Origin of the sequence: Citrobacter sp. Cpo032 (assembly GCF_030332975.1) — a bacterium.
GTDB lineage: Bacteria > Pseudomonadota > Gammaproteobacteria > Enterobacterales > Enterobacteriaceae > Citrobacter > Citrobacter portucalensis.
Window position 1 is genome coordinate 425,563 of sequence record NZ_JAOWGU010000044.1, and the last position, 25,314, is coordinate 450,876.

A 25,314-nucleotide genomic window follows, 5' to 3' on the forward strand; every position below is an offset into this window, starting at 1 on the left:
ATTAAAAATCGAGCAGTTTTTCTTCGAGTTGTTCTGCACTGCTTCGCAGTTTATCGAGAAAACGCAGCTTACGCACGGTATCTGCCGCTGCGTCCCACGTCTCGCTATCCAGCTGTTCCACCATCAGTTGATGGCGAACGTTATACATTTCGCTGACGCGTTTCATAAACGCATCTAAACGTTGACTGTCTTTTGCCTGTTCAATCTCGTCCAGCTCTTCACGCAGCTCCAGTTGCTCCATCAGGAACGCGGTATCGCGCACCGTGTGCTGCTCGCTGCGGATTTCAAAACCGTGTAAAGACAATAAGTATTCGGCGCGCATCAAAGGATGACGCAGCGTTTGCCAGGCCTGGTTGATAGTGGCGGACTGCGAAACCGCAGCAAGTTGTTCCGCCTGGGAACCGCTGGCGAATTTATCAGGATGATACTGACGTTGTAGATCCTGAAAACGTAGGCTCAGCGCCTGAGTATCGAGCTGATAACGGGCCGGTAAGCCAAAGAGGGTGAAGTAGTCCATAACATTCTCAGGGCATCGATTCTCTGTTGTTCGATGAGGCAAAACCAGAGAGTCAGGTAAAACAAACCCCACGCGCAGGCGACCACGGTGGGGTTATCAGTAAGCGCGTTACACGTGGAAGCTTTCGCCGCATCCACATTCGTCTTTCACGTTCGGGTTAGTGAACTTAAACCCTTCGTTCAGACCTTCTTTGACGAAGTCTAACTGCGTACCGTCGAGGAATTGCAGGCTCTTACCGTCGATCACGACTTTTACGCCTTTGTCTTCAAACACGGTATCTTCAGCCGCCGGCTCGTCAACAAATTCCAGTACATAGGCCATACCTGAGCAGCCGGAGGTTCTCACGCCCAGACGCAGACCAAACCCTTTACCGCGGTTTGCCAGGAAGGTATTTACACGCGCTGCTGCACTGTCGCTTAAGGTAATCGACATAATAAAACCTCAACTCTTAATTATTTTGCTTCACGTTTGCTTTTGTAATCCGCAATCGCGGCTTTAATCGCGTCTTCAGCCAGAATAGAGCAGTGAATTTTCACCGGTGGCAGTTCAAGCTCGTCGGCGATATCGGTGTTTTTAATCGCCTGTGCTTCGTCCAGAGATTTCCCTTTTACCCATTCGGTAACCAGAGAGCTGGAAGCAATAGCGGAACCGCAGCCGTAAGTCTTGAAACGCGCGTCTTCAATGATACCCTCATTGTTGACTTTGATCTGCAACTTCATCACGTCGCCACAGGCTGGTGCACCGACCATGCCGCTGCCCACGTTCTCGTCGCTGTTGTCAAAAGAGCCCACGTTACGTGGATTCTCGTAATGATCGATAACTTTTTCGCTGTAAGCCATGTTGAATTCTCCTTATCGGTGCCGAATTAGTGATGTGACCATTCAATGCTGTTCAGATCCACACCCTGTTTGAACATTTCCCACAGTGGAGAAAGGTCGCGCAGACGGCCAATGGAGTTGCGAACCAGATTGATGGCATAGTCAATCTCTTCTTCGGTAGTGAAACGACCTAAAGAGAAACGAATTGAGCTGTGTGCCAGCTCGTCGGTCATCCCCAGCGCGCGCAGCACGTAGGATGGCTCCAGGCTTGCAGAAGTACATGCAGAACCGGAGGATACAGCCAGGTCTTTCAGCGCCATAATCAGCGACTCGCCTTCAACAAAGTTGAAGCTGACGTTGAGAATGTTCGGTGCGCCCTGCTCGAGGTCACCGTTGAGGTACACCTCTTCCATATCTTTCACGCCGTTCCACAAACGGTTACGCAGACTGCGCAGGCGCGCCATCTCGGTTTCCATCTCTTCTTTAGCGATACGGTATGCTTCACCCATGCCGACGATCTGGTGCACAGGCAGCGTACCGGAACGCATACCGCGCTCGTGACCGCCGCCGTGCATCTGCGCTTCAATACGAATACGCGGTTTACGACGAACGTACAGCGCGCCGATACCTTTCGGACCATAGATTTTGTGGCCGGAGAAGGACATCAGGTCAACTTTCAGTTGGCTCAGATCGATAGGCAGTTTGCCCACGCTCTGGGTCGCATCAACGTGATAGATGATGCCGCGAGCACGGCACATTTCGCCGATAGTCGCGATATCCTGCACCACGCCGATTTCGTTGTTCACATGCATGATGGACACGAGGATGGTGTCGTCACGCATTGCCGCTTCAAGTTCTTTCAGGTCGATAATGCCGTTACGCTGCGGGGCGAGGTAGGTAACTTCAAACCCTTCACGCTCCAGCTGACGACAGGTATCCAGCACGGCTTTGTGTTCGGTTTTGCTGGTGATGATGTGCTTGCCTTTTTTCTGATAAAAGTTGGCTGCACCTTTAATCGCCAGGTTATCGGATTCAGTCGCACCGGAAGTAAATACGATTTCACGCGGGTCAGCGCCCACGAGGTCGGCAATCTGGTTACGGGCGATATCTACCGCCTCTTCAGCCTGCCAGCCGAAACGGTGTGAACGAGACGCTGGGTTACCAAAGTTTCCGTCCAGGGTCAGACACTGCATCATTTTCTCGGCAACACGCGGGTCCACCGGCGTGGTTGCGGAGTAGTCGAGATAGATCGGTAATTTCATTGCTCTATAAACTCCGTACATCGCTTCAATGCAAGGAATCAGGCAACCGGCTGGATGTACGACCGAGTTAACGGGGTGTGTAGCACCCCGGCCTGATTCTAAAATACTTTTATTATGCGCGTAACTTAACGTCGATCGCGTCTTGAGCACGATTAGTGCGTGGAGCGTCATGGGTATGCTGGCGACCAGACACATCCAGGACTTCCTGATTATTTACCAGTTCGCCCAACGTAATGTTGTTGAGGAAACCGGTCAGACGATCGCTCAGATCGCGCCACAGCGCGTGGGTCAGGCATTTATCGCCGCCCTGACAACCGCCTTTGCCCTGGCAACGGGTCGCATCTACAGACTCGTCAACAGCGCTAATCACTTCACCTACTGCGATGCTGCCGGCATCTTTACCCAGCAGATACCCGCCGCCTGGTCCACGTACGCTGGAAACCAGACCGTTTTTACGCAAACGGGAAAACAGCTGCTCCAGATATGACAGGGAAATTCCCTGACGTTCAGAAATATCAGCCAACGGTACCGGGCCCGTTTCGGAGTTGAGCGCAACGTCCAACATTGCGGTCACGGCGTAACGCCCTTTTGATGTCAGTCTCATGTCTTACTTAGCCTCAAACTCGCCCCTGCCCGGGGTTTTTTATTGTAAAATGGGGGTATTGCATAGCAGGGGCAAGTCTGACATTCCCGACTAAATCAGTCAACTATTTACTTGACTAATTTAGTCAGGTATTTAACCTTCAGTGCCATTTTCACTTGCCGGATGCGCTTCGCTTATCCGGCCTACGAATCGTGCGGCCTGTAGGCCGGATAAGCGAAGCGCATCCGGCATTAGTACAGTTACTTGCTTTTATTCTGCTGCTCGATTGAAGCTAAAATCCCGCGCAGGATGTTCAGTTCCTGGCTCTCTGGACGCGCGCGCGTAAACAAACGACGCAGTTTATTCATCACCTGCCCCGGGTGCCCTTCGCGGATAAACCCGGTCGACAGCAGCGTTTGCTCCAGATGACCGTAAAAACGCTCTAAATCATCGACCAGCGGATACTCTGCTTCTTCGTAATTTACGGTCTTGTCGCTTTCCTGCGTCGCCAGCCAGGCCATGCGCACCTCATAAGAGATGACCTGCACTGCCATCGCCAGGTTGAGCGAACTGTATTCCGGGTTCGCGGCAATGGCGACGTGATAATGGCACTTTTGCAGTTCTTCGTTGGTCAGACCAACACGTTCACGACCAAAGACCAGCGCCACCGGCGAGTTCGTCGCTTCAGAGACACTTTTTAAACCGCATTCACGCGGATCCAGCATCGGCCACGGCAGCGTGCGGGAACGCGCACTGGTGCCTACCACCAGGCTACAACCTGCCAGCGCTTCATCGAGCGTATCGACGATCTGCGCACTGCCGATCACATCACTGGCCCCCGCAGCCAGGGCGATTGCCTGGGAGTCCGGTTTAACCAGTGGATTTACCAGCCACAGATTGGTTAAACCCATGGTTTTCATTGCGCGGGCTACAGAGCCCATGTTGCCAGTGTGAGAGGTTTCCACCAGCACGATTCGAATATTTTGCAGCATTGTATTTCTTCGGCTAAAGATTATTCGGGCATATTATCATAAAACGAAGACATATTCCGAACTCGCTGCTATACTCTGCGCCGTTTTCCCGTTCTTTAACATCCAGTGAGAGAGACCGATGCATCCGATGCTGACCATCGCCGTGCGCGCAGCGCGCAAGGCGGGTAATGTAATTGCCAAACACTACGAAACCCCAGACTCTGTAGAAACCAGCCAGAAAGGCAGCAATGATTTCGTGACTAACGTCGATAAAGCCGCCGAAGCGATTATTATCGAAACGATTCGCAAATCTTACCCACAGCACACCATCATCACCGAAGAAAGCGGTGAACATGTTGGTGAAGATTTGGATGTTCAATGGGTTATCGATCCACTGGATGGCACCACCAACTTCGTAAAACGTCTGCCGCACTTCGCGGTATCCATCGCTGTACGCATCAAAGGTCGTACTGAAGTCGCCGTTGTTTACGATCCAATGCGTAACGAACTGTTCACCGCAACCCGTGGCCAGGGCGCACAGCTGAACGGCTACCGTCTGCGTGGCAGCACCGCCCGCGATCTGGATGGCACCATCATCGCCACCGGTTTCCCGTTCAAAGCCAAACAGCACGCCGCTTCTTACATGAAAATTCTTGGCAACATGTTTACCGAATGCGCGGACTTCCGCCGCACCGGTTCTGCTGCGCTGGATCTGGCCTACGTTGCCGCAGCCCGCGTTGACGGTTATTTCGAAATTGGCCTGCGCCCGTGGGATTTCGCCGCAGGTGAACTGATTGCCCGTGAAGCTGGCGCACTGGTTTGCGACTTTACCGGTGGTCATAACTACATGGCGACCGGTAACATCGTTGCAGGCAACCCGCGCGTAGTGAAAGCCATGCTGGCGAACATGCGTGACGAACTGAGCGACGCGCTGAAGCGTTAATCAGCTGTGGTGCCGGATGCGACGCTTTCGCGTCTTATCCGGCCTACAATTCATACTATACCGCTCTGACCTAAAACGGTCTTATCCCTCGCCCCACCGGCACCGCACTCATCCACATCACTACCGCAGCAGCGATCAGCACCGCACCACCGGCTAATGCCAGCGTCGTCCAGCCAATCTGTCGCCACAATACCGGCGCTTTATGCCCGCTAAGTTTCACCGCCAGCGAGCGGAAACTGTGTACCAGCAGAGCCAGTGACGTAATCGTCAAAGAGGTTCCTGCCGCCATCGCCAGCGCCGACGCCATACCCCAGCTAAACACGCCAACCATTTTGCTGAACAGTAAAACCATGATGGCCCCCGAGCACGGGCGCATCCCCATAGACAGCACGATCATCAACCGGGCACGCCAGTCATCACCACTTTGCAGCTGTTCAGGATCGGGTAAATGCTGATGCCCGCAGCCGCAACCCTCGTGATGCACATGATGCGGCGTGAAGGCTGTGAATTTTGGGCGGCGCAGCAGCTGGCGCAATTTCTTCAGCGCACGGACGCACAATAAAACGCCCAACACGCCAACCAGCGCATAACTTCCTTTCTCCAGCCAGAAACTACTCATATGTAGCTGTCGTGCAGGCAACTGCAAGATGGTAAGCACCACAACCACCAGTCCGATAGCGACCAGCCCCTGTAATAAAGATGAGGCCAGCGTCAGGCCAATACTCGACTTCAGCTTCGAGGGGTGCGTTGCCAGCCAGGTGGTAATGACGACTTTTCCATGCCCCGGCCCCAGCGCGTGCAGAACGCCGTAGAGAAAACTAAATAGCAGCAGCGATCCCCCGGCCTGGGCCGGCCTGGCAGCAACCGCTTTCAGCAACCCGCTCATCTGTTGGTTAACGTCGCGCTGCCAGACGACACTTTTCATCATCACCTGCGGCCAGGCCTGCCATAGCCACAGTATGCAGCCTGCCGCCAGCAGCAAAAACACCGCCAGCGGCCATAGCATGAGCCAGCGACGTCTGGCTGCGCGTTGTTGATACACTACTGACATTGCAGCGTTACCGTCTGTGCAAACTGTTTACCCAACTCCATATCCTCCGGCGGTGCGTCTTCTTTATCCAGCGACTGCGCAAAGCTCAACGTTTGTTCATTCGGCGTCGGCGTATGTACTGAAATCCGGCATTTTTGGCTTATGGACTGCCCCAGCCTGGCGTCGCTATCTTTGTCATAGCTCATATCAACGTAGTAGGTCGGGTCGAAGGTTGAAATGGTATATTTTTGACCACTCAGCGGCTGAGCTTCGGCCAGCGGCAAAACGAACGTCAGCACTGCCTGGTGTTCCTCCCGCGCCATGCCATATTCCGTCGGCCTGTTTTTAAACTTTACCTTTTTCCCGTCGTGCCACACTTCGGTGAAATAGTGCTGCCCGAGAACGTTGGCCATCACTTCCGCCGCCAGTTTCTTCCAGATCTCATCACCAGGTTTGGCATTCCCCGCATCGTAAAGCAGATCCGCCGAGGTAATTTCATCCATCGTCCAGCGCATTTTCAGCGCGACGAACTGGTCATTCTCGCTCACTATCTCAGTTTTCAGATGGATAAAGCTGTGGGGATGCGCGCCTGCGCCAAAGGACAGGACAGCGAGAAACAACGTGATAATGATACGTTTAACGCCTTGCATGAGTTCTCCACGATGAAAATCTACACCGCCACAAATAATGATGCCTGGTTTGGCGAAAGTGTGCTGAGGATACCATTGAACGAAAAAATATTGAGCACCCTTTTCCGGTATCGATTCAGTTCTCAGTTTCGATAATTTCTTCTTCGGGAAATTCCCCTCAAACACCTTTTCGGCGTCAAAACTTAAGCCAAATGATAACGATATGTTAATTAATGGTTTCATTTTAATATTTAATTAACACTTAATTTGAACGACTGAATGTAAAACCATGCAAATTTAACTAATTATTAACCATTTTATTTCCATAAATTCACAACAATGGGCATAGATCACATTCGCAAAACTTATGATTCATTCCCTCTTCCATTCATTGTTAACTTCACGCCGTGACATGTCCTGCCCCCTACGAAAGGTACAACTATGAAATTCAAACTCGCATTACTCAGTGCAACCCTGGTTTCTGCATGCATGTTGTCCGGCACGTCCTTTGCGGCGGAAAAATATGAAATTGCTGTGGTTGCCAAAGTCACCGGGATCCCATGGTTTAACCGGATGGAAACCGGCGTAAATGAAGCAGCAAAAAAACTGGATGTGAATGCTTACCAGACCGGACCTTCAACGCCGGACCCGGCGCAGCAGGTGAAAGTGATTGAGGATCTGATCGCCAAAAACGTTAATGCGATCATCGTGGTGCCGAATGATGCCAAGGTCCTTGAGCCGGTACTGAAAAAAGCACGCGATAAAGGCATCGTGGTGCTGACGCACGAATCCCCGGATGAGCAAATTGGCCAGTGGGATATCGAAACCATCGACAGTGAAAAATACGCACAGGCCAACGTCGATGAGTTAGCGAAAAATATGGGCGGCAAAGGCGGATATGCCATCTATGTTGGTTCGCTGACGGTTCCACTGCATAACGCGTGGGCGGATTATGCAATTAAGTACCAGAAAGAAAAATACCCGGAAATGTTCGAGGTCACTTCACGTCTGCCGGTCGCGGAAAGTATCGATAAATCCTACGCCACAACGCTGGATCTGATGAAAACCTACCCGCAGATGAAGGGCATTATCGGCTTCGGCTCACTGGGTCCAATCGGTGCGGGTCAGGCTGTGCAGAAAAAACGCGCTAAAGATAAGATCGCCGTCGTCGGGATCGCCATGCCAGCGCAGGCAGCACCTTACCTGATGCGCGGTGATATCAAAAAAGCGCTGCTGTGGGATCCAAAAGACGCGGGCTACGCGCTGGTCACTGTTGCCGATCAGCTGTTGCAGGGCAAAGAAGTGAACGCCGATCTGAGTATCGATGGTTTAGGGAAAGCCGATATCGACACGGAGAAGAAAGTGATCCGCTTTAACAAGATCCTCGAAGTCACCAAAGACAACGCACAATCACTTGGTTTCTAAGGCTTTAGCCAACACCAGGGAACCTTAACGCCGACCGCCTGGTCGGCGCTATCAACCAAACTAACACTCAGCGTCCCCCCGGACGCGCGCAGGGGTATTGTCCATGGCAGACACCACCGCATTTATCACTCTTGAGAATATCAGCAAACAATTCCCGGGCGTGCTGGCGCTGGATAACGTGAATCTGACGCTGAGAAAAGGCGAAGTTCACTGTCTGGCGGGTCAAAACGGCTGTGGTAAAAGTACCATTATTAAAGTGATCTCCGGGGTTTATCACCCGGAAAAAGGCGCGCAGATTTTACTTGATGGCAAATTGTTCCATCACCTGACGCCGCAGCTCTCTTCGCATTATGGCATTCAGGTTATTTATCAGGACCTGTCATTGTTCCCCAACTTTAGCGTCGCAGAAAATATCGCGGTCAACCGCTATCTGCCGGGTGGTGATATCTGGGTGCGTCGTGGTGCCATGAAGCAGCAGGCGCTGGCAGCCATGAAACGTATTGGGGTGAATATCGATCCTGATAAAAAAGTTGAAAAACTCTCAATTGCTGATCGACAGCTGGTCGCCATTTGCCGGGCGATTGCCGCCGATGCGCGTCTGGTGATTATGGACGAGCCCACCGCTTCGCTAACCCGCCAGGAGGTTAATGGCCTGCTGCGAGTAGTTAATGAACTGAAAGCGGCCGGAATTTGCGTCGTGTTTGTCAGCCATCGTCTGGATGAGGTGATGGAAGTGGCTGACCGCATCAGCGTAATGCGCGACGGCAAACTGGTGGGTACATACCCTGCCAGCGAACTCGACAGCCACGAGCTGGCCTTCCTGATGACCGGACAACGCTTCCACTACAGCCCGTTGCCGGAAAGGCCCGCGATTGAGCAAGAGCCGCTGCTTGAGCTGCGCAATCTGAGCCGCAGAGGCAAATACCAAAACATTAATCTGTCGCTGCATGGCGGCGAGATTGTCTCCATCGTCGGTCTGTTGGGTGCCGGACGCACCGAGCTTTGTCTGAGCCTGTTTGGTATGACGCACCCGGAAAGCGGCGAGATTCGCATTAACGGTCAGCCGGTTACTCTGCGCAATAACCATGACGCCATCAAACACGGGATCGGCTATGTCTCAGAAGATCGCCTGACGCAGGGGCTGATCATGGAGCAGTCGATCTACGACAACACCATCGTCACGGTGTTTGATCAACTGCACACCGGTAGCGGCCTGCTCGATCACCGTAAAGCGCAAAAGTTGGTCGCCGATTTGATCCGCGAGTTGAACATTAAAGTCTCCGATCCGCACCTGCCGGTCAAAACCCTTTCCGGCGGTAATGCCCAGCGTATCGCCATTGCCAAATGGGTGGCGACCAATCCCCGCATCCTGATCCTCGACTCGCCTACCGTCGGCGTGGATATCGCCAACAAAGAGGGCATTTACCAGATAGCCCGCGATTTGGCGGAACAGGGTATGGCGGTGCTGATGATTTGCGATGAAATCCCGGAAGCGTATTACAACAGCCACCGCGTGCTGGTAATGCGTCGCGGCAAGCTGGTGGCGGAATTTAATCCTCATCAATGCCGTGAAGAGGAGATTGCTGAAGTGGTCGAGGTAATCAATGAATAAGATGCATCTCTCCCGTTTAATCGGGCAACATGAGTTCTGGCTGGGCCTGCTGGTTGTAGCCCTTGCCGTTGGGCTGAGCATCAGCACCGACGAGTTCTTGTCTTTGGGGAACCTGACGGATGTGGCCACCAGCTACGCGATTCTCGGCATCCTGGCCTGTGGGCTGTTTGTGGTGCTGATTTCCGGCGGGATCGACATCTCATTTCCGGCGATGACCGCGATAGCCCAGTATGCAATGGCCAGTTGGGTTATCGGTCACGGCGGTAACTTCGCGCTGGCGTTAATCATCGCCATTGCGGTGGGGCTGCTGCTTGGGCTGATCAACGGTTTTCTGGTCTATTGGCTACGCGTTCCGGCAATCATCATTACCATCGCCACGCTGAACGTATACTACGGTCTGCTGGTTTACGCCACCAAAGGCACCTGGCTGTACGGCTTCCCGGACTGGTTTATGAACGGCATTAACTGGTTGTCGTTCACCGCGACAGACGGCTACGACTACGGTTTAACCCTGCCCCTGCTGTGCCTGGCGGCGGTGATCATTTTTACCGCCGTACTGATGAACTATACCCGTCTTGGCCGTCAGGTTTACGCCATGGGCGGCAACCGCGACGCGGCCTCGCGCCTGGGGCTGAATCTGCTGAAGCTGCATTTCTACGTCTATGGCTACATGGGCATTCTGGCAGGCGTTGCCGCCGTGGTTCAGGCGCAAATCACCCAGTCAGTTGCGCCCAATTCGCTGCTCGGCTTTGAGCTGACGGTGCTGGCGGCGGTAGTACTCGGCGGAACCAGCATGAGCGGCGGGCGCGGTACGTTGACCGGAACCCTGCTTGGCGTGGTTCTGCTGGCCTTCTTACAAAATGGCCTGACGCTGCTCAGCGTCTCCTCTTACTGGCACACCGTGTTCAGCGGCGCCATTATCCTGGTCAGCATTAGCGCCACGGCCTGGAACGAAAAACGCAAACTGGCAAGGGAGCTTTGAGATGAAAACAATCGCCAGATTTTTACCCGGTGATGCCATCATTCGCCTGCAATGCGTGATTATTGTGGTCGTTGCCCTGGTCTTCTCGGCCCTGCTCGGCAGCCGTTTCTTCAGCGTCGCTAACTTCCAGTCGATTGGCTCACAGCTACCAATCCTCGGCATGCTGGCCCTCGGGATGGGCATGACCATGCTGACCGGCGGCATTAACTTGTCGATTATTGCCGGGGCGAACGCATGCTCGCTGGTGATGGCGGCGATTATCGTCACCCATCCGGATAACCCGCTGTTTCTGGTGCTGGCGCTGCTGGCAGGCGCTGCCGTGGCGGTGGCTATCGGCACGCTCAACGGTGCGCTGATTGCCTGGGTCGGGGTCTCGCCTATTCTCGCCACGCTCGGCACGATGACGCTTATCTCCGGGCTGAATATTCTGCTTTCCAACGGGACGGTGATTTCCGGTTTCCCGACCGCCATTCAGTACCTTGGTAACGCCACGATTGCCGGTATTCCGGTGGCGCTACTGCTCTTTTTCCTGGTGGCAATCCTGCTGTGGGTACTGCTGGAACACACCACACTTGGGCGTAGCCTGTATCTCGTTGGTTCCAATGAACAGGCTACCCGCTACAGCGGCGTAAATACCGTACGGGTACAAATTTCGGTGTACGTGATTTCTGCCCTGCTCGGCTGGGTCGCCGCCATTTTGATGATGGCGAAATTCAACTCAGCTAAAGCCGGATACGGTGAATCCTACCTGCTGGTCACCATCCTTGCCTCCGTCCTCGGCGGTATCAACCCGGATGGCGGCTTCGGGCGCATTATCGGCCTGGTGCTGGCACTGATTGTGCTGCAAATGCTGGAAAGCGGCCTTAACTTGCTGGGGGTCAGCAGCTATCTGACGATGGCGCTGTGGGGCGCGGTGCTGATCCTCTTTATCGCATTACAGAATCGTAAAGCCTGATTTCAGGAGAAAAAATTATGGCAAGTTACTTTATTGGTGTGGATGTCGGAACCGGAAGCGCCCGTGCTGGCGTGTTTGATCTCAACGGCAGAATGGTCGGTCAGGCCAGTCGGGCCATCGAGATTTACCGCCCGCAGGCCGATTTTGTTGAGCAGTCTTCCGATAACATCTGGCAGGCGGTGTGTAACGCGGTTCGCGATGCGATTAACCAGTCGGATATCAACCCTATCCAGGTTAAAGGTCTCGGCTTTGACGCGACCTGTTCACTGGTGGTGCTGGACAAAGAAGGTAAACCGCTGACCATTAGCCCGTCCGGGCGCAGCGAACAGAACATCATTGTGTGGATGGATCACCGCGCCATTACTCAGGCCGAGCGCATCAACGCCCTGCATCATCGGGTGCTGGACTACGTTGGCGGCATTATCTCCCCGGAAATGCAGACGCCAAAACTGCTATGGCTGAAGCAACATATGCCCAACACCTGGGCCAATGCGGGATACTACTTTGACCTGCCCGATTTCCTGACCTGGCGCGCAACGGGCGATGACACACGCTCATTGTGTTCGACGGTGTGTAAATGGACCTATATGGGCCATGAAGACAAATGGGATGCCAGCTATTTCCGCCAGATTGGGCTGGAAGATTTGCTGGAGCATGATGCTGCCAAAATTGGTCGCTACGTGAAAACCATGGGCGAACCGCTCGGTCACGGGCTATCCGCGCGCGCCGCCAGCGAAATGGGGCTGATTCCGGGGACCGCTGTCAGCGTCTCGATCATCGATGCCCACGCCGGTACCCTCGGCACGCTCGGGGCAAGCGGTGTTTCCGGCGAGGTTGCGGATTTTGACCGTCGTATCGCGCTGATTGGCGGCACTTCCACTGGACACATGGCGATTTCCAAAGAGCCGCGTTTTATCGGCGGCGTCTGGGGCCCTTACTACTCAGCCGTGCTGCCAGAATACTGGCTTAACGAAGGTGGACAGTCGGCAACCGGGGCGTTAATCGACCACGTTATTCAGTCGCATCCTTGCTACGAAACCCTGCTGGCGCAGGCTAAATCTCAGGGGCAGACCATTTACGAAGTGCTGAATGCGCTGTTGCGTAAAATGGCCGGTGAACCGGAAGATATCGCATTTTTAACCCGCGATATGCACATCCTACCCTATTTCCACGGCAACCGCTCGCCGCGCGCTAACCCAACGCTCACGGGCGCCATCACCGGACTGAAACTGTCACGTACGCCGGAAGATATGGCGCTACAGTACCTTGCGACCATCCAGGCCATTGCGCTGGGAACCCGCCATATCATTGAAACGATGAATCAAAGCGGCTACACCATCGATACGATAATGGCCAGCGGCGGCGGGACGAAAAACCCAATCTTCGTTCAGGAACATGCCAACGCCACCGGCTGCGCGATGCTGCTGCCTGAAGAGAGCGAAGCCATGCTGCTGGGTGGCGCCATGATGGGAACTATCGCCGCGGGCGTTTTCGAAACCTTCCCGGAAGCGATGTCGGCGATGAGCCGGATTGGTAAAACGGTTACCCCGCAAACAAATCGCATTAAGCAGTACTACGATCGCAAATATCGGGTATTCCACGAGATGTATCAGGATCATATGAAATACCGCCAGTTGATGCAGGAGGACGCATGAGCGACTCCTGGTCTCAGGCCACCGGCGTATTTCAGCTCTATAGCGATGCCCTGGCGGGTCTGGGGCAGCATCTGACTGAACCGCTCTGGCAGTCGCTGATGGCGGAGCTGCGCGGCTGTCAGGGGAAAATCGTCGTTACCGGCGTCGGTACCTCCGGCATCGCAGCGCGTAAAGTGGCGCATATGCTTGCGTGCGTGGAACGCCCGGCGATCTACCTCAACGCGACGGACGCGGCGCATGGCGATCTCGGTTTTTTACGCGCCAACGACCTGGTGATTATGCTGTCGCGTGGGGGGAATTCGGACGAACTCACCCGGCTGCTGCCCGGACTGACTGCGCGAAATGTGCCTATTCTGAGCGTGACTGAAAACGCCGATTCAGCCATTGCTAAAGCGTCGAGGCTGGTGATTTCCACCGGCGTCCAGCGTGAGGCCGACCCGCTGAACATGCTGGCGACGACCTCAATTCTGCTGGTACTGGCGATCTTTGACGCCGCCTGCGCCTGTCTGATGAGTGAAAGCGGCTACTCAAAGGAGACGCTGCTGGCGGTGCATCCCGGCGGCGATGTGGGATTAACGCTGAGTCGTGGTAAGTAACGCCAGACAGCTGTTTCGGAGGTAATGAATCTGTTGCCTCCGGTATATTGCTACGTTCACCTTATGTTTTTCACTTCTCTGAAACGATACTGCCTGTGAACGTGTTAAGGGTACTATCGCCGTACCCTTAACAATCCCGGCTCCCCGCGGGAAAATTGTTGCTACGCAATACCCTCCGCTTATTCCTCCAGGCTACCGGGCCGGGCGCGAGGTAGCGTCCTTGCAAAGCGCGCCCTGAGCCAGCATCCATGCTGGCTCTCCCGGCCTTACGGAAACACGTCGGCAATTTTCAGCCGGACCAGCCACACCTGACCATCTGCGTTTTTTGTTTAAACAGCAAAACGGGTTTCACTGGAAGTCAGAGCGTTGAAGCGATGACCCCGGTCCGGCTGAAAATCGATGAGTCGTTGACGGCTGACCGGGTCTGCCCGCTGGGATGCGGGCAGAGTGGACGGCCTGCAGGGACGCAGGCTCGTCCCCGACCCGACAGGCAGACGGCATAAGACGAATGAATCGCATCGCGACGATTTTCCCGCCGGGAGCCTGGGATGCAAGGGAGGCGGCGGTGAGCCTCCCTTGCACGTTCACGGGTATCTATGATTCAGAGAAGTGATAACGCTGGGGTGAACGGAACCCCATAGCGGAATAAAATATTCTCCATCATGTTTAACATGACATGCAGTACATCTCTGGCATATCTAAACAAAAGATAAAACAGTGAAAAAGCGGATTAACGCGCTGCGTTCCACTACCGCTATCTGTTCCGCACGTTAAAAATTCTGTGACGCTCCCCAGCATTCCTGGCGTAAAGCTTTCCATTCCTCAAATCTATGCGCAAACTTTAACTATTCTTATCAAACATACTCACGGGAGATCCTACAGATGATGTCAACGCTTGCCCCACCATCTGTACTTTCCGCTCCCCAGCGCCGTTGCCAGGTGCTGCTGACGCTTTTCCTGCCGGGGCAAATCGCTACTACACAAACCTTCAGCAGCCTCAACGGTGTCGATGATGCCACGGTTCAGGAAGATATTATTGGCGCAGGACTCGAAATCCAGCGCTATCACCGGCTCGCGATAGCCACCGCGCAGAATGGTGGCTATACGATCGAAGGAACCCCGCTAAATCAGCGTCTGTGTCTGTTGCAGTGGCTGCGCCGTGGCCTGCGGATTTGCCCTGCCTTTATCGCCCAGCAGTTTACCCCGGCGTTAAAAGCAGAACTAAAACAACGGGGGATCGCACGTACGCTGTATGACGACACCAATCTGCATGCGCTCATTAATCTGTGCTCCCGGCGCTTGCAGAAGCCGTTTGAGTGTCGTGACATCCAGTTCCTGCGCCTGTATTTACAGTATTGCCTGCTACAGCACCACGCGGGGATCACCCCGGAGTTTAACCCACTCCAGCAACGCTGGGCGCAATCCTGCGCGGAATATCCTCTCGCAGAGGAAATTGGCCGTCACTGGCAGCGCCACGTCATGCAGAGTGCACCGCTGGGCGAATCGCTGTTTATGGCGTTGCTGTTCTCAATGCTTCGCATCCCCGATCCCATCCGCGATAATCACCAGCAGGATCGCCGCTTGCGTCTTGCTATTGCGCGGCTGGTGCTGCGTTTTCGCGAGTATGGCAATGTGCGCTTCAGCGATGAGCAAGGGCTGAATGACCAGTTGTATATCCACCTGGCTCAGGCACTGAACCGCAGCGTGTTTGCCATCGGCATTGATAACACGCTGCCGGAGGAGTTCAGCCGCCTTTATCCCCGGCTGGTTCGTACTACCCGCGAGGCGATTCACGGCTTCGAGGCCGAATACGATGTGCAATTTTCCGAAGAAGAGATCGGGCTGGTGGCCGTTATTTTCGGCGCCTGGCTGATGCAGGAGAAGGATTTACACGAAAAGCAGATTATCCTGCTGACCGGTAGTAACGAACAACTTGAAGTGCATATAGAGCAACAGCTGCGCGAACTGACGCTGCTGCCGCTCAACGTAAAACATATGCCGATGCAGGACTTTCAAAAAGAGGGTGCCCCGCGCGGCGTAACGCTGATTATTACGCCTTACACCACGCCGTTACCGCTATTTTCACCCCCGTTGATTCATGCGGATCTGGCGCTTACGCCGCATCAGCAGCAGCAGATCCGCAAAATCCTCGAATCATAACGTTGCAGGCTGCGCGACCACCTTCGGGCGCAGAACGATTGCCGGGAGCGCCACCAGCGCCATCACCCAGAACACGCCGCTGCCCAGATTCTGGTACAGATAGCCCGCGAATACGGTCATGATGGCGATACTGCCGCCCATCGCTATCGCGGAATACACCGCCTGCAAACGAATAACTTCGCTCCCCTGGCGTGCCGCGATATAACGCATTGCCGCCAGGTGACAGACGGTAAAGGTTCCGCAATGGAGGATTTGCACCACGATCAGCCACGGCAGCTCGGTGCTCCAGCCCATCAATCCCCAACGCGCCACCCCGCAAACGGCGGAAAGCAGCAGCAGATCGCGGGCGCTGAAGCGACGAAACAGCTTGTGGCTAAGCGCGAAAATAATCACCTCCGCCACCACACCTAGTGACCATAAATAGCCCACCGCCGAAGCGGAATATCCGGCAGACTGCCAATAGATGGCGCTGAAACCATAATACGCAGCATGCGCACCCTGTAGCAGACTCACGCAAGCAAGAAAACGCCAGCTCTGGGTTATCAGCGCACGCCAGGCGGGCCATCCCGCACTCTCCTGCTGACGGTTTTCACCCGCAGGCTGCACGCTCGGGCGAATCATCATGCCCAGCAGCATCGAGGCGACGCCAAGCGATAGCAGGACCAGGATCACCCGATAGTCAAACAGGCTCACCAGTTTGCCGGTTAGCGCGGAGCCGATCACAAAAGCCACAGATCCCCACAGTCGCACCCGACCGTAATCCATGGTTATCTGTTTCTGCCAGGTGTTGGCCAGCGCATCGGTCAGCGGTACCAACGGTGAGAAAAACAGGTTAAAACCGACCATCACCACCATCAGCCACGCCACGTTGGTTCCCGCCCAGAAGGCCAGCGCAAACACCAGCGTCAACAGGGCCAGAATACGTAACGCTGAGATCAGCCGAGAGGGATCGCTCACACGCGGCGCAATCAGCAAACTACCGAGAAAACGGGCAATCAGCCCCGCCCCCAGCAGTAAACCGATGGTTTCCGGCGTCAGCCCTAACCCTTCGAGCCAGACGCTCCAGAAAGGCAGAAAGATACCGTAGCTAAAGAAGTAGGTGAAATAACCGAGCGCCAGCCAGCGCGTGGAATGCAAAGCCATGAATCCCTCCCGTTTGGAGGCGATAGTCTGGCGACAAACGCAGGCTGGCGCAAGAGAGCATTAACAGGCAGATAACATGATTTTTGCCCTATTCGATGCTAATTTGCATCGCAAAATGGCAGCGTTCTCCCTGCGCTAAAACCTGCAATCCCGGCTGCCCCTGCATGTTGTGGGCATTCACCGGATGCGTTTGCGGCTCCAGACACAGGAACTCCTCACCCGACATTCTGAACAGCATCAACCACGGAGTTTGCGCTAAAATCGTGACTTTCATCACATCACGATGAATAACGGCCCGCCCGCTCCAGCCAGAATATCCGACATTCAGCCAGCTATCCTCACCGTATTGCGCATGCATGAAATCAGCCGCTGAAGGGATATCACGTTGCCATTCCAGCGGCAGATGCTGCTCCCCCTCAGGCCAGTAGCCGCTTGCGGTGAACTGCGCCGTACTGCGCTTATCAAAGGCGAAAAACGGATGGAACCCGCAGCCGTAAATCATTGGCTGCTCACCGCAATGAGTGAGCGTCAACGAGGCGTGCAGGCTCGAGGTTTCCAGTTGATAGCAAAGCTGCGCCGTATAGTCGTAGCCACAGGGATGCCAACTGCGCAACTGCAGCAAACAACCGCTTTGGGTGACAGTGATAACCTGCCAGCGTTGCAGCCAGCCGTCACCGTGCAGGAAAAAGGTGTCATCTGCGCCATGTTGAGGTAAAACCACCTCTTCACCGCGCAGCATAAAACGATTTCCCGCCACCCGATTCGCGACCGGCAGCATCGGGAACAGGCCGCAATCACCGGGTTGCTGACCATGACCTTCGCGTAAAATGGCCTGTTGATGTTGTAACGAAACCAGACTTAATAGCGAACCGCCCTGCGAGTCTACGCACATCCGCAGATGTGCGTTTTGTAGCGTCAGCAGACCATCCATTATCGGGCGCTTCGTTGCTGGGCTGATGTGCCAGCTTTTGTATGTTGCGCCGCCAGCTGTTCTTCCAGCGCTTCCAGCGTCACGCCTTTGGTTTCCGGTACATTACGCAGAACATATATGAAGCCCATCGCGCAAATCACACCGTACAGCAGGAAGCTTCCCGACGCGCCCAGACTCGCATTGAGCAGCGGGAAGGTATAGGTCAGCAGGAAGCAGGCAATCCACAGCGCCAGCGTCCCCAGCGACATCGCCAACCCACGAACGCGATTAGGAAAAATTTCAGACAGCAGCACCCAGGTCACCGGAGCCAGCGTCAGGGCATAAATAGCGATCGCCGCCAGCACCAGAACCAAAACCGGCCAGCCCATAATGCCCAACCCGTACGCCCCGGCAATCAGTACATAAATAACCGTTAATCCTGACGCACCGAACAACATCAGTTTACGACGACCAATTTTGTCCACTAACGGCAGAGCGGCAAGGGTAAAGACCAGATTGATGATCCCTGTCGCCACGATCGATTTTAACGTACCGTTGATGTCGAATCCGGCAGAAGCGAAGATCTCCTGCGCATAGTTGAAAATAACGTTGATCCCACACCACTGCTGAAACACTGCCAGCACCATACCAATAATCACGATCGGTTTGATCTGCGGTTGTAACAGCGTTGACCACGCGACCTTGTGATTATCTTTTTGCAACGTATGTTCAATCTCTTTCAGCGTTTGCCCGGCATATTCCGCCGAACCAATGCGCTGCAGCATGGCGCGCGCACGATCGGCTTTTCCCGCTTTCACCAGCCAGCGCGGCGATTCAGGAACAAAGAACATCAGCACCAGGAAAATTACCGCGGGCACTAATTCTGCGCCAAACATCCAGCGCCAGCCCGTCTGACCGTTCCAACTTTCAACAATTGCTTGCTGCGTAGCGCCTGTAGCAACAGGTTCGGCAATCATCAGGTTGATAAGCTGCGCCGCCAGCACGCCAATGACGATGGTGAGCTGGTTAACGGCCACAAAGCGACCACGCTTTTCAGCGGGGCTAACCTCGGCGATATACAGTGGGCTTAGCGCAGACGCCAGACCAATCCCCACGCCGCCAACGATGCGATAAACAATAAACATATCGAAGTTACTGGCGACGGCGGTTCCCCAGGCGGAAGCGCTAAAGAGGATCGCTGAGAGAATCAGCGGCATTTTTCGGCCAAATTTATCGGCGCACCAGCCGGAAATCAGCGCGCCAAAGATACAACCAACCAGCGCGGAACTCATCGCCCAGCCGGATTGTGCCGGATCGGTAATCGAAAAATATGCTTCATAGAAGGGTTTTGCCCCGCCGATCACCACCCAGTCATAGCCAAACAGTAAACCTCCGCAGGCCGCAACCAGGCAGATAGTCCAGACGTAACCAATCTTTAAATGTGTCTGCGCGTTATTCATTATGATTCCTCTTTCAGGGAAACGCAGGGTACAGTAGGTTTCGGGTGAGGTTACCCCCACCCGTTTCGGGTGTTACTGGAAAAGCCTTACGTTAATGGCGTGACGCAGCAGTAATGCCTTGTCATGTGCCGGATTGAGTTGCAGGAGTTCATCAAGTTCACGCTGACAGGCGGCGCTATTTCCCAGCCCCAGATGCCCAAGCGCATTGATAAACAGGCAGTGTTGCTGGTGTTTTGCTTGTGCTGAGGTATCCAGCACCACCAGGTCGGGTAGCGAGACGGCGAAGAAATCGACATCCGGCACGTTGTCGTGATGCGACTCAACCCATTGCAGGAAGCTATTGAACAAAGCGTCCGCCTCTGCGTCATCGCCAAGTTTTCTCTGCGCCATACCCTGCCAGAAGAGATAGTCCACTGGCTGGTCGTTGTAATAACGTCCGGCATCCAGTGAGCTGCCGCCACGCGTCGCACGGGAGAAGTAGCGCTGGGATTCCTCGAAATGGCCTTGCAGCTGCGCGCAATGCCCCAGCAAATACCAGATGTCATTATCCGTTTGCCCAGGCAGACGCCCCTCCCCGAGGTTTTGTGGGTAGTGCAACGCCTGTTGCAGCTGCGCGATGGCGGTTTGCAGGTCGCCGGACTGAACGGCAGCAAGGGCACGATGCATCTGATTCAGCAGATATTGCCCGGTGGCTTTACCTTCACCACCTTCCCACGGATGGAACACGCGTTCACGTAACACTGCGGCGGCATCGTCGTAGCGCCCCACCCCATTCCACAAGCTGAGCAGTTCCACCGTCAGATCGTCTCGATGGAAGACAATCTCTTTACTGGCTTCCAGTCGCTGCAGACGCTGCTCAGCGGGTTGTGCCATTAACTTCTTGAGATAGTCGAGTTCAAACAGGAAGCGAGCATTCTGTGGTTCCAGCGCCACGGCCTGCGACAAATACTGCATCGCCTGCTGTGCATCGTGCAGTTTGTTCCAGGCATAGATTCCCAGTAAACGGTGTACCGGTGCGAAATCCGCTTCCTGCGCAAGCGTGAACTGCCAGCAGGAAACCGCCTCGGCATAACGCCGTTTGCTGTACCAGAAGCAGCCGAGGAAATAGCGGGCAAAAGCACTTTGCTCAAGAGTTTGCAGCATCTGCACTTCATCCAGCGTATTGGGGAAGCGCACGCGGTTTTGCAGACACTCACGAGCACGTTCAATGAACGGTTGTGGATTATCGCTCAGCGAAGCGCGCCACAGCATCGGCAGCGTTTCCTGGCTGTCGAGCAGTTCCAGCACGCTACGGGCAGCATCCTTTTGCCCCAAAGAAGTCAGCCAGCCTGCCAGTTCACACGCGTTGGTACCGCGCCGCCCGGTAATCGAGATTAGCGCCTGTGCAGTGGCCTCATCCTGGCAAATAGCCCAGCGCGCATAGTGCAGGGTGTAACTCAGCGGATAATCAACCAGTTGTTGGCGAATGTAGTCCAGCGCTTGCGCATTGCGATCAAGCTTTGCCAGCGCCAGCGCTTTCAGCCCCATCGCCAGGTTATTACTGCCGTTAAAGCGCAGGCTCTGCTCGACCTTTTCCAATGCGCCAGCGTAGTCCTGACGCTTCATCGCCAGACGCGCTAACGACCAGAAAGCCGCATCCCGGCAGTTGCCGCTCCAGCTGGCCTTATAATAATTATCCCACGCGCTGTCATCATCGCCCTGACGTTCCTGTGCGGCGGCCAGCAGCATACTTGCCTCACCATCACGCGGATTTTTATTGAGCTTATGCGCCCGTTCCAGCGCCTTGCCAGCACATTGTGCCGCCAGCGCCCAGTCGGCGCGGTTTAGCGCCTGCGTCCCCAGGGCCACATTATTGCGGTAGTCCAGCGGATCAACGTCCAGCGCGCGGCGATAATAATCTTCGGCATAGCGGCTGGCGTGGTTGTACTGCTCCAGATGCTGACCAATAAAATAGAGTTCATCGGTATTAGAAAGCGCTTCTGGCAGCGCTGGCGCAACGGCCGCCGAAGGCAGCGGTAATTCTTTCGCGATGTGCTCTTCGTACTGCAAAAGCGTAGTGCCATCGACGCTTGTGACGGTCATCGTCACCCGGGCATGGCCATTGTCAGACACATCGGCCAGCCAGCTCTGTCCAGGCTCAAGGGTGAGGGTATTTTCATAGAACGGCTGCCCGTGCGCAGCAAGCGTAACCTGAACATCGCGTAGCGGCGCAATCGCATAAACGCCCACAGAAAGCTGGCTACGCTCACGCACCAGACGAAGCGCCAACTGCGTGCTGGCGTTTTGCACCATTCCCAGTTCGCTGTAGGGCAAGAAGTTTTGCACGAAGACTTTCTCTTCGTACGGCGCAAGCCAGGTGAAATCCGGCTGATTATCGGTAAAGACCCCGGTCATCAGTTCAATATACGGACCGTTGTCATCGGTGAGATTACGATCCCAGGCAACACCAAAGTCGCCGTATCCCCAGGTCCACTGTTTTTTCCCCGGCGAAACATGGTGATCGGCCACATGCAGCAACCCACCACGCTCGCCGTGATGCCACGCGCCAACAAAATCATAATCTGATTTTTCAGCCATATAGGAGGTCGGTACGGGTACGTTCTTGTAGCGTGAGATATCCACACCGGCCGAATAGTCCACTTTGTAGTATGTGCCGGTGGCGATTGGAAACGCTGAGACATCGCGCTTACCGTGGTCAAATACCGCCGTCACATCCGGAGGGAACACGCTCTGATGATCGTCGCCGCCCTTCACCGCCGGATTCGCCCACCATAAGAAGTGGCGCGGGGTAGCGTTACCGTTAAACACCTTCCCGGTTATCTCGATCAACGCGCGATCCGGATACAGCGTGAATCCGGTCATCACCTGTAAACCGCGCATGGGTTCAACCTCACCCATCCACACGGTGTATTCACCCTGCTCACCCTGCTGCTGAGTAAAATCCACCGGCATAAAGGTGGTCGGGCGATGATGTTGCGGCCAGTTAAACTCGATGCCGCCGGAGATCCACGGCCCAAGCAGACCGACCAGCGCGGGTTTCACCACTTCGTTGTAGTAGACGAAGTCGCGCTGCTGCACTTTGTCATACGCTCGATGAATACGCCCGCCTAACTCCGGCAGCAGCATGATGCGAATGAAGTCATTCTCCATCCACACCGCCTGATAGTCGCGCATTTCACGTTTGCCGGTCAGCGTATCAATCACGCCGTAAGGGTAAACCGCTCCAGAAGATCCCTGATACACCCGTTTTTCCAGAAACATTGGGTTGGCATCTTCTTCACCCGCCGCCCAAGTTGGGAGGGTGATCGTTTCCTGCCAGACTTTAACTGAACCGTACATGCCGCTCTCCACTCAATAAACAAAAGTAAAAATTCAACTTGATGCTATTCTGCGGCAGTTAGGTGGCGTTAAAATGCGCAATGCTCACGCAATATAGTTAAGGGAGTTAAGTGAATGCAGCGTTCGGGGTTCAACAACGTCAGGGTCCGTCAGGCGAATAAACAGATCTTTTTGTCTCACCTGTGGCGGGAAAAACAGCTCAGCAAGTCACAGCTGGCGCAGCTCACCAGCCTGTCGATCCCGGCGGTCAGCAATATCCTCGAAGAACTGATGGATGAAGGGAGAATCAGCCATTCGCGAGAAACCTTAAGCCAGCGCGGTTTGAGCAGCGGCAGCTATCATTTGCCAGAAAAAGGCGCCTGGACGCTGTGCATCAACGTCACCCCCACCAGCATCACCAGTCAACTGGCGGACGCGCGACTGGTGGCTGTAGGCGACTGGCAGCATGAAGTCATCAACCCCGAATCGCCAAAAGCGCTGCTGTCAGCCCTGGCGGCACACTGGCGGGAGTATCGTCGGGAATTTCCCGATGTGACGATTAATCTGGCGCTTGGCGTTCATGGTCAAGTTGATCCGATAACCGGTGCATCAAAAACCATGCCCCAGGCCCCGTGGAAAACTCCGGTGGAAATAAAATATCTGCTGGAGGAGAAGCTCGGCGTGCAGGTCCGGCTGGACAATGACTGCGTGATGCTGGCGCTGGCGGAAAAATGGCAAAACCCGGCGGCAAACGGTGATTTCTGCGTGATTAACGTTGATTACGGTATTGGCTCATCGTTTGTGATTAACGATAACATCTGGCGCGGTAGCCTGTATGGCAGCGGTCAGATTGGGCATACCATCATTCATCCCGATGGTGTCGCCTGTGACTGTGGTCGCTATGGCTGTCTGGAAACCGTAGCGTCATTAAGCGCATTGAAAAAGCAGGCCCGGGTGTGGATGAAATCGCAGCCGACATCCCTTTACGATCCGGAAACGCTCACCACTGACCAGCTAATTGCGGCCTGGCAGCACGGAGATGTCCGCATTCAGGCCTGGGCCGAAAATGCCGCCAGCGCCATCGGGCTGAGTCTTTATAACTTTCTGAATATACTGAATATTAACCAAATATGGTTGTATGGGCGTAGCTGCGCATTTGGCGACAGCTGGCTCAATACGCTGGTGCAGCAAACTGGGTTTAACCCATTCGATCACGGCGATAACCCGCGAGCCAGAGCCACGCAGATAAGCTTCGGTAAGCTTAATCGCACCCAGCAACTTATGGGCATTGGCTATCTGTATGTCGAGTCACAGCTTAGCGAGTTATAGCCATTACTCCGTCAGGCTCACCGCTAAACGTTCATGTACCGTGGCGATAAAATCGGTCAACGCCGGTTTGATTGGCCCTTTTTTCCACGCCATCAACAGCGCAATGGTCGGAACATCGCCAACAATAGGGCGGAAAACCACCTGTCCGGTATTAAAATTATTCATATAACCGGGTATCAAAGTCACCCCCAGCCCCATGCCGACCAGGTTCATGGTCACCAGAATGTTGGTTGCCACCTGCACAATGTTGGGCTGGCTTTTTTGCTGCTGAAACCAGTTTTTGACAATCATCGCTAACGCGCCAGAGTAGGCCGGATCGGTGCTGACAAAATTCACGCCGTGTAGTTGTTCTGCGGAGATTGCTTGCTCATTAGCTAACGGATGATTCACCGGTAAAACCACTACTAACGGCTCATGAATCAGCTCCAGATAATCGAGATCCGGGCTGTACACCGGGTGGCGCATTAAGCCCACATCCAGCTCTCCACTCAGGATCTTCTCTTCCTGTTCGGTGGTGATCAGACTCACCAGCTCAATGTGCGTATCAGGCTGTTTTAAACGAAACAAAGGCAGCACCTTCGGCAGCAGATTTACCTCTGCGGAAGGGACAAAACCGATGGCGAAATGATTATCTTCCTGCACCGTTTTACGGGCACGAACTTTGGCGTTTTCCGCCTGTTCGAGGATCGCCTGCGCATCTTGTAAAAAGCACTCTCCCGCCGCCGTCAGCGCAACTTTTCGTTTATCCCGCACCAGCAACGGAACGCCCACGCACGTTTCCAGATCGCGGATCTGGCTGCTTAACGACGGCTGAGAGGTATGCAGCTTTTCTGCCGCTCGGGTGAAATTCAGCGCCTGCGCCACCGCTACGAAATAGCGTAAGTGCCTCAGTTCCATGCCCTTCTCCTTGTTATCGAAAAAATGTCTCAACTGGTAGAAATTTACTATTTCACAGATTGATAACTAACCAGCAACATCCTTAGGGTACAAAAAAAGAAGGTCAATACATCTTAGCT

The 25,314-nt window shown here is 54.4% G+C and carries 22 protein-coding genes; 9 read left to right on the forward strand and 13 right to left on the reverse strand.

Annotation, left to right across the window (positions count from 1 at the left end; all coding sequences use genetic code 11):
- Position 1 precedes the first annotated feature (1 nt).
- The 6 genes from hscB to trmJ form a co-directional block, all read right to left on the reverse strand.
- Complete coding sequence (gene hscB / locus OGY33_RS13130) at positions 2-517, reverse strand: co-chaperone HscB (RefSeq protein ID WP_191238234.1); 516 nt, start codon at positions 515-517, stop codon at positions 2-4.
- 108 nt (positions 518-625) lie between these two features.
- Positions 626-949 carry an iron-sulfur cluster assembly protein IscA gene (gene iscA / locus OGY33_RS13135; protein ID WP_003835203.1) on the reverse strand — a complete coding sequence of 108 codons (324 nt, stop codon included), beginning with the start codon at positions 947-949 and terminating at the stop codon, positions 626-628.
- A 20-nt stretch (positions 950-969) separates the two neighbouring features.
- Positions 970-1,356, reverse strand: coding sequence for a Fe-S cluster assembly scaffold IscU (gene iscU, locus OGY33_RS13140; protein ID WP_002913991.1), 387 nt, complete (start codon positions 1,354-1,356; stop codon positions 970-972).
- A 26-nt stretch (positions 1,357-1,382) separates the two neighbouring features.
- Positions 1,383-2,597, reverse strand: coding sequence for a cysteine desulfurase (gene iscS, locus OGY33_RS13145; RefSeq protein WP_003835233.1), 1,215 nt, complete (start codon positions 2,595-2,597; stop codon positions 1,383-1,385).
- Positions 2,598-2,709: 112 nt separating this feature from the next.
- On the reverse strand, positions 2,710-3,201 hold the full coding sequence (iscR, locus tag OGY33_RS13150) for a Fe-S cluster assembly transcriptional regulator IscR (protein ID WP_003037674.1): 492 nt from the start codon (positions 3,199-3,201) through the stop codon (positions 2,710-2,712).
- 239 nt (positions 3,202-3,440) lie between these two features.
- On the reverse strand, positions 3,441-4,172 hold the full coding sequence (gene trmJ, locus OGY33_RS13155; protein WP_191238233.1) for a tRNA (cytosine(32)/uridine(32)-2'-O)-methyltransferase TrmJ: 732 nt from the start codon (positions 4,170-4,172) through the stop codon (positions 3,441-3,443).
- 118 nt (positions 4,173-4,290) lie between these two features.
- Between trmJ and suhB the strand changes: the two genes are divergently transcribed.
- A complete protein-coding gene (suhB, locus tag OGY33_RS13160; RefSeq protein ID WP_003835237.1) occupies positions 4,291-5,094 on the forward strand; it encodes an inositol-1-monophosphatase in 804 nt (267 codons plus the stop codon).
- 70 nt (positions 5,095-5,164) lie between these two features.
- Here the strand turns inward: suhB and OGY33_RS13165 are convergent, their stop codons facing one another.
- Both OGY33_RS13165 and OGY33_RS13170 read right to left on the reverse strand, forming a co-directional pair.
- Positions 5,165-6,145 (reverse strand): nickel/cobalt transporter, encoded by a 981-nt coding sequence (locus tag OGY33_RS13165; RefSeq protein WP_191238232.1) that lies wholly within the window; start codon positions 6,143-6,145, stop codon positions 5,165-5,167.
- Positions 6,136-6,774 carry a DUF1007 family protein gene (locus OGY33_RS13170; RefSeq protein WP_048225041.1) on the reverse strand — a complete coding sequence of 213 codons (639 nt, stop codon included), beginning with the start codon at positions 6,772-6,774 and terminating at the stop codon, positions 6,136-6,138. The genes OGY33_RS13165 and OGY33_RS13170 overlap by 10 nt, the downstream gene beginning before the upstream one ends.
- Before the next feature lie 420 nt (positions 6,775-7,194).
- Between OGY33_RS13170 and OGY33_RS13175 the strand changes: the two genes are divergently transcribed.
- The 7 genes from OGY33_RS13175 (at position 7,195) to csiE (ending at position 16,138) form a co-directional block, all read left to right on the forward strand.
- Positions 7,195-8,178 (forward strand): autoinducer 2 ABC transporter substrate-binding protein, encoded by a 984-nt coding sequence (locus OGY33_RS13175; RefSeq protein WP_003037665.1) that lies wholly within the window; start codon positions 7,195-7,197, stop codon positions 8,176-8,178.
- 103 nt (positions 8,179-8,281) lie between these two features.
- Entirely contained in the window at positions 8,282-9,790 is a 1,509-nt protein-coding gene (locus tag OGY33_RS13180; protein WP_047358245.1) for a sugar ABC transporter ATP-binding protein, read from the forward strand.
- Positions 9,783-10,772: an ABC transporter permease gene (locus tag OGY33_RS13185; protein ID WP_191238231.1), complete on the forward strand. Its 990-nt coding sequence runs from the start codon at positions 9,783-9,785 to the stop codon at positions 10,770-10,772. Before OGY33_RS13180 ends, OGY33_RS13185 begins: the two co-directional genes overlap by 8 nt.
- A 1-nt stretch (position 10,773) precedes the next feature.
- Positions 10,774-11,727 (forward strand): ABC transporter permease, encoded by a 954-nt coding sequence (locus OGY33_RS13190; RefSeq protein WP_003037658.1) that lies wholly within the window; start codon positions 10,774-10,776, stop codon positions 11,725-11,727.
- A gap of 17 nt (positions 11,728-11,744) precedes the next feature.
- Entirely contained in the window at positions 11,745-13,382 is a 1,638-nt protein-coding gene (locus tag OGY33_RS13195; RefSeq protein WP_008785469.1) for an FGGY-family carbohydrate kinase, read from the forward strand.
- On the forward strand, positions 13,379-13,978 hold the full coding sequence (locus OGY33_RS13200) for a KpsF/GutQ family sugar-phosphate isomerase (protein ID WP_191238230.1): 600 nt from the start codon (positions 13,379-13,381) through the stop codon (positions 13,976-13,978). The genes OGY33_RS13195 and OGY33_RS13200 overlap by 4 nt, the downstream gene beginning before the upstream one ends.
- Positions 13,979-14,860: 882 nt before the next feature.
- The gene (gene csiE, locus OGY33_RS13205) at positions 14,861-16,138 is read left to right on the forward strand and encodes a stationary phase inducible protein CsiE (RefSeq protein WP_032944230.1); all 1,278 of its coding nucleotides are present in this window, start codon (positions 14,861-14,863) and stop codon (positions 16,136-16,138) included.
- Here csiE and OGY33_RS13210 read toward each other — a convergent pair.
- From OGY33_RS13210 to OGY33_RS13225, 4 genes are all read right to left on the reverse strand, one after another.
- Positions 16,133-17,281 carry a 3-phenylpropionate MFS transporter gene (locus OGY33_RS13210; protein ID WP_048215777.1) on the reverse strand — a complete coding sequence of 383 codons (1,149 nt, stop codon included), beginning with the start codon at positions 17,279-17,281 and terminating at the stop codon, positions 16,133-16,135. The genes csiE and OGY33_RS13210 overlap by 6 nt on opposite strands.
- An 88-nt stretch (positions 17,282-17,369) precedes the next feature.
- Positions 17,370-18,212 carry an aldose 1-epimerase gene (locus OGY33_RS13215; RefSeq protein ID WP_071446847.1) on the reverse strand — a complete coding sequence of 281 codons (843 nt, stop codon included), beginning with the start codon at positions 18,210-18,212 and terminating at the stop codon, positions 17,370-17,372.
- Positions 18,212-19,651, reverse strand: coding sequence for a sugar porter family MFS transporter (locus tag OGY33_RS13220; protein ID WP_048215775.1), 1,440 nt, complete (start codon positions 19,649-19,651; stop codon positions 18,212-18,214). Before OGY33_RS13220 ends, OGY33_RS13215 begins: the two co-directional genes overlap by 1 nt.
- Positions 19,652-19,723: 72 nt before the next feature.
- Complete coding sequence (locus OGY33_RS13225; protein WP_149608311.1) at positions 19,724-22,990, reverse strand: DUF5107 domain-containing protein; 3,267 nt, start codon at positions 22,988-22,990, stop codon at positions 19,724-19,726.
- 114 nt (positions 22,991-23,104) lie between these two features.
- On the opposite strand from OGY33_RS13225, the gene OGY33_RS13230 reads away from it, so the two are divergent.
- Complete coding sequence (locus tag OGY33_RS13230) at positions 23,105-24,298, forward strand: ROK family transcriptional regulator (protein ID WP_048215773.1); 1,194 nt, start codon at positions 23,105-23,107, stop codon at positions 24,296-24,298.
- Positions 24,299-24,301: 3 nt separating this feature from the next.
- On the opposite strand, the gene hcaR is transcribed toward OGY33_RS13230, so the two are convergent.
- On the reverse strand, positions 24,302-25,195 hold the full coding sequence (hcaR, locus tag OGY33_RS13235) for a DNA-binding transcriptional regulator HcaR (protein WP_103015195.1): 894 nt from the start codon (positions 25,193-25,195) through the stop codon (positions 24,302-24,304).
- Positions 25,196-25,314: the final 119 nt, after the last annotated feature.

Excerpts from the sequence above, each read along its gene's own strand:
- hscB (WP_191238234.1), bottom strand. The coding sequence starts at position 517 with ATGGACTACTTCACCCTCTTTGGCTTACCGGCCCGTTATCAGCTCGAT.
- iscA (WP_003835203.1), bottom strand. The coding sequence starts at position 949 with ATGTCGATTACCTTAAGCGACAGTGCAGCAGCGCGTGTAAATACCTTC.
- iscU (WP_002913991.1), bottom strand. The coding sequence starts at position 1,356 with ATGGCTTACAGCGAAAAAGTTATCGATCATTACGAGAATCCACGTAAC.
- iscS (WP_003835233.1), bottom strand. The coding sequence starts at position 2,597 with ATGAAATTACCGATCTATCTCGACTACTCCGCAACCACGCCGGTGGAC.
- iscR (WP_003037674.1), bottom strand. The coding sequence starts at position 3,201 with ATGAGACTGACATCAAAAGGGCGTTACGCCGTGACCGCAATGTTGGAC.
- trmJ (WP_191238233.1), bottom strand. The coding sequence starts at position 4,172 with ATGCTGCAAAATATTCGAATCGTGCTGGTGGAAACCTCTCACACTGGC.
- suhB (WP_003835237.1), top strand. The coding sequence starts at position 4,291 with ATGCATCCGATGCTGACCATCGCCGTGCGCGCAGCGCGCAAGGCGGGT.
- OGY33_RS13165 (WP_191238232.1), bottom strand. The coding sequence starts at position 6,145 with ATGTCAGTAGTGTATCAACAACGCGCAGCCAGACGTCGCTGGCTCATG.
- OGY33_RS13170 (WP_048225041.1), bottom strand. The coding sequence starts at position 6,774 with ATGCAAGGCGTTAAACGTATCATTATCACGTTGTTTCTCGCTGTCCTG.
- OGY33_RS13175 (WP_003037665.1), top strand. The coding sequence starts at position 7,195 with ATGAAATTCAAACTCGCATTACTCAGTGCAACCCTGGTTTCTGCATGC.
- OGY33_RS13180 (WP_047358245.1), top strand. The coding sequence starts at position 8,282 with ATGGCAGACACCACCGCATTTATCACTCTTGAGAATATCAGCAAACAA.
- OGY33_RS13185 (WP_191238231.1), top strand. The coding sequence starts at position 9,783 with ATGAATAAGATGCATCTCTCCCGTTTAATCGGGCAACATGAGTTCTGG.
- OGY33_RS13190 (WP_003037658.1), top strand. The coding sequence starts at position 10,774 with ATGAAAACAATCGCCAGATTTTTACCCGGTGATGCCATCATTCGCCTG.
- OGY33_RS13195 (WP_008785469.1), top strand. The coding sequence starts at position 11,745 with ATGGCAAGTTACTTTATTGGTGTGGATGTCGGAACCGGAAGCGCCCGT.
- OGY33_RS13200 (WP_191238230.1), top strand. The coding sequence starts at position 13,379 with ATGAGCGACTCCTGGTCTCAGGCCACCGGCGTATTTCAGCTCTATAGC.
- csiE (WP_032944230.1), top strand. The coding sequence starts at position 14,861 with ATGATGTCAACGCTTGCCCCACCATCTGTACTTTCCGCTCCCCAGCGC.
- OGY33_RS13210 (WP_048215777.1), bottom strand. The coding sequence starts at position 17,281 with ATGGCTTTGCATTCCACGCGCTGGCTGGCGCTCGGTTATTTCACCTAC.
- OGY33_RS13215 (WP_071446847.1), bottom strand. The coding sequence starts at position 18,212 with ATGGATGGTCTGCTGACGCTACAAAACGCACATCTGCGGATGTGCGTA.
- OGY33_RS13220 (WP_048215775.1), bottom strand. The coding sequence starts at position 19,651 with ATGAATAACGCGCAGACACATTTAAAGATTGGTTACGTCTGGACTATC.
- OGY33_RS13225 (WP_149608311.1), bottom strand. The coding sequence starts at position 22,990 with ATGTACGGTTCAGTTAAAGTCTGGCAGGAAACGATCACCCTCCCAACT.
- OGY33_RS13230 (WP_048215773.1), top strand. The coding sequence starts at position 23,105 with ATGCAGCGTTCGGGGTTCAACAACGTCAGGGTCCGTCAGGCGAATAAA.
- hcaR (WP_103015195.1), bottom strand. The coding sequence starts at position 25,195 with ATGGAACTGAGGCACTTACGCTATTTCGTAGCGGTGGCGCAGGCGCTG.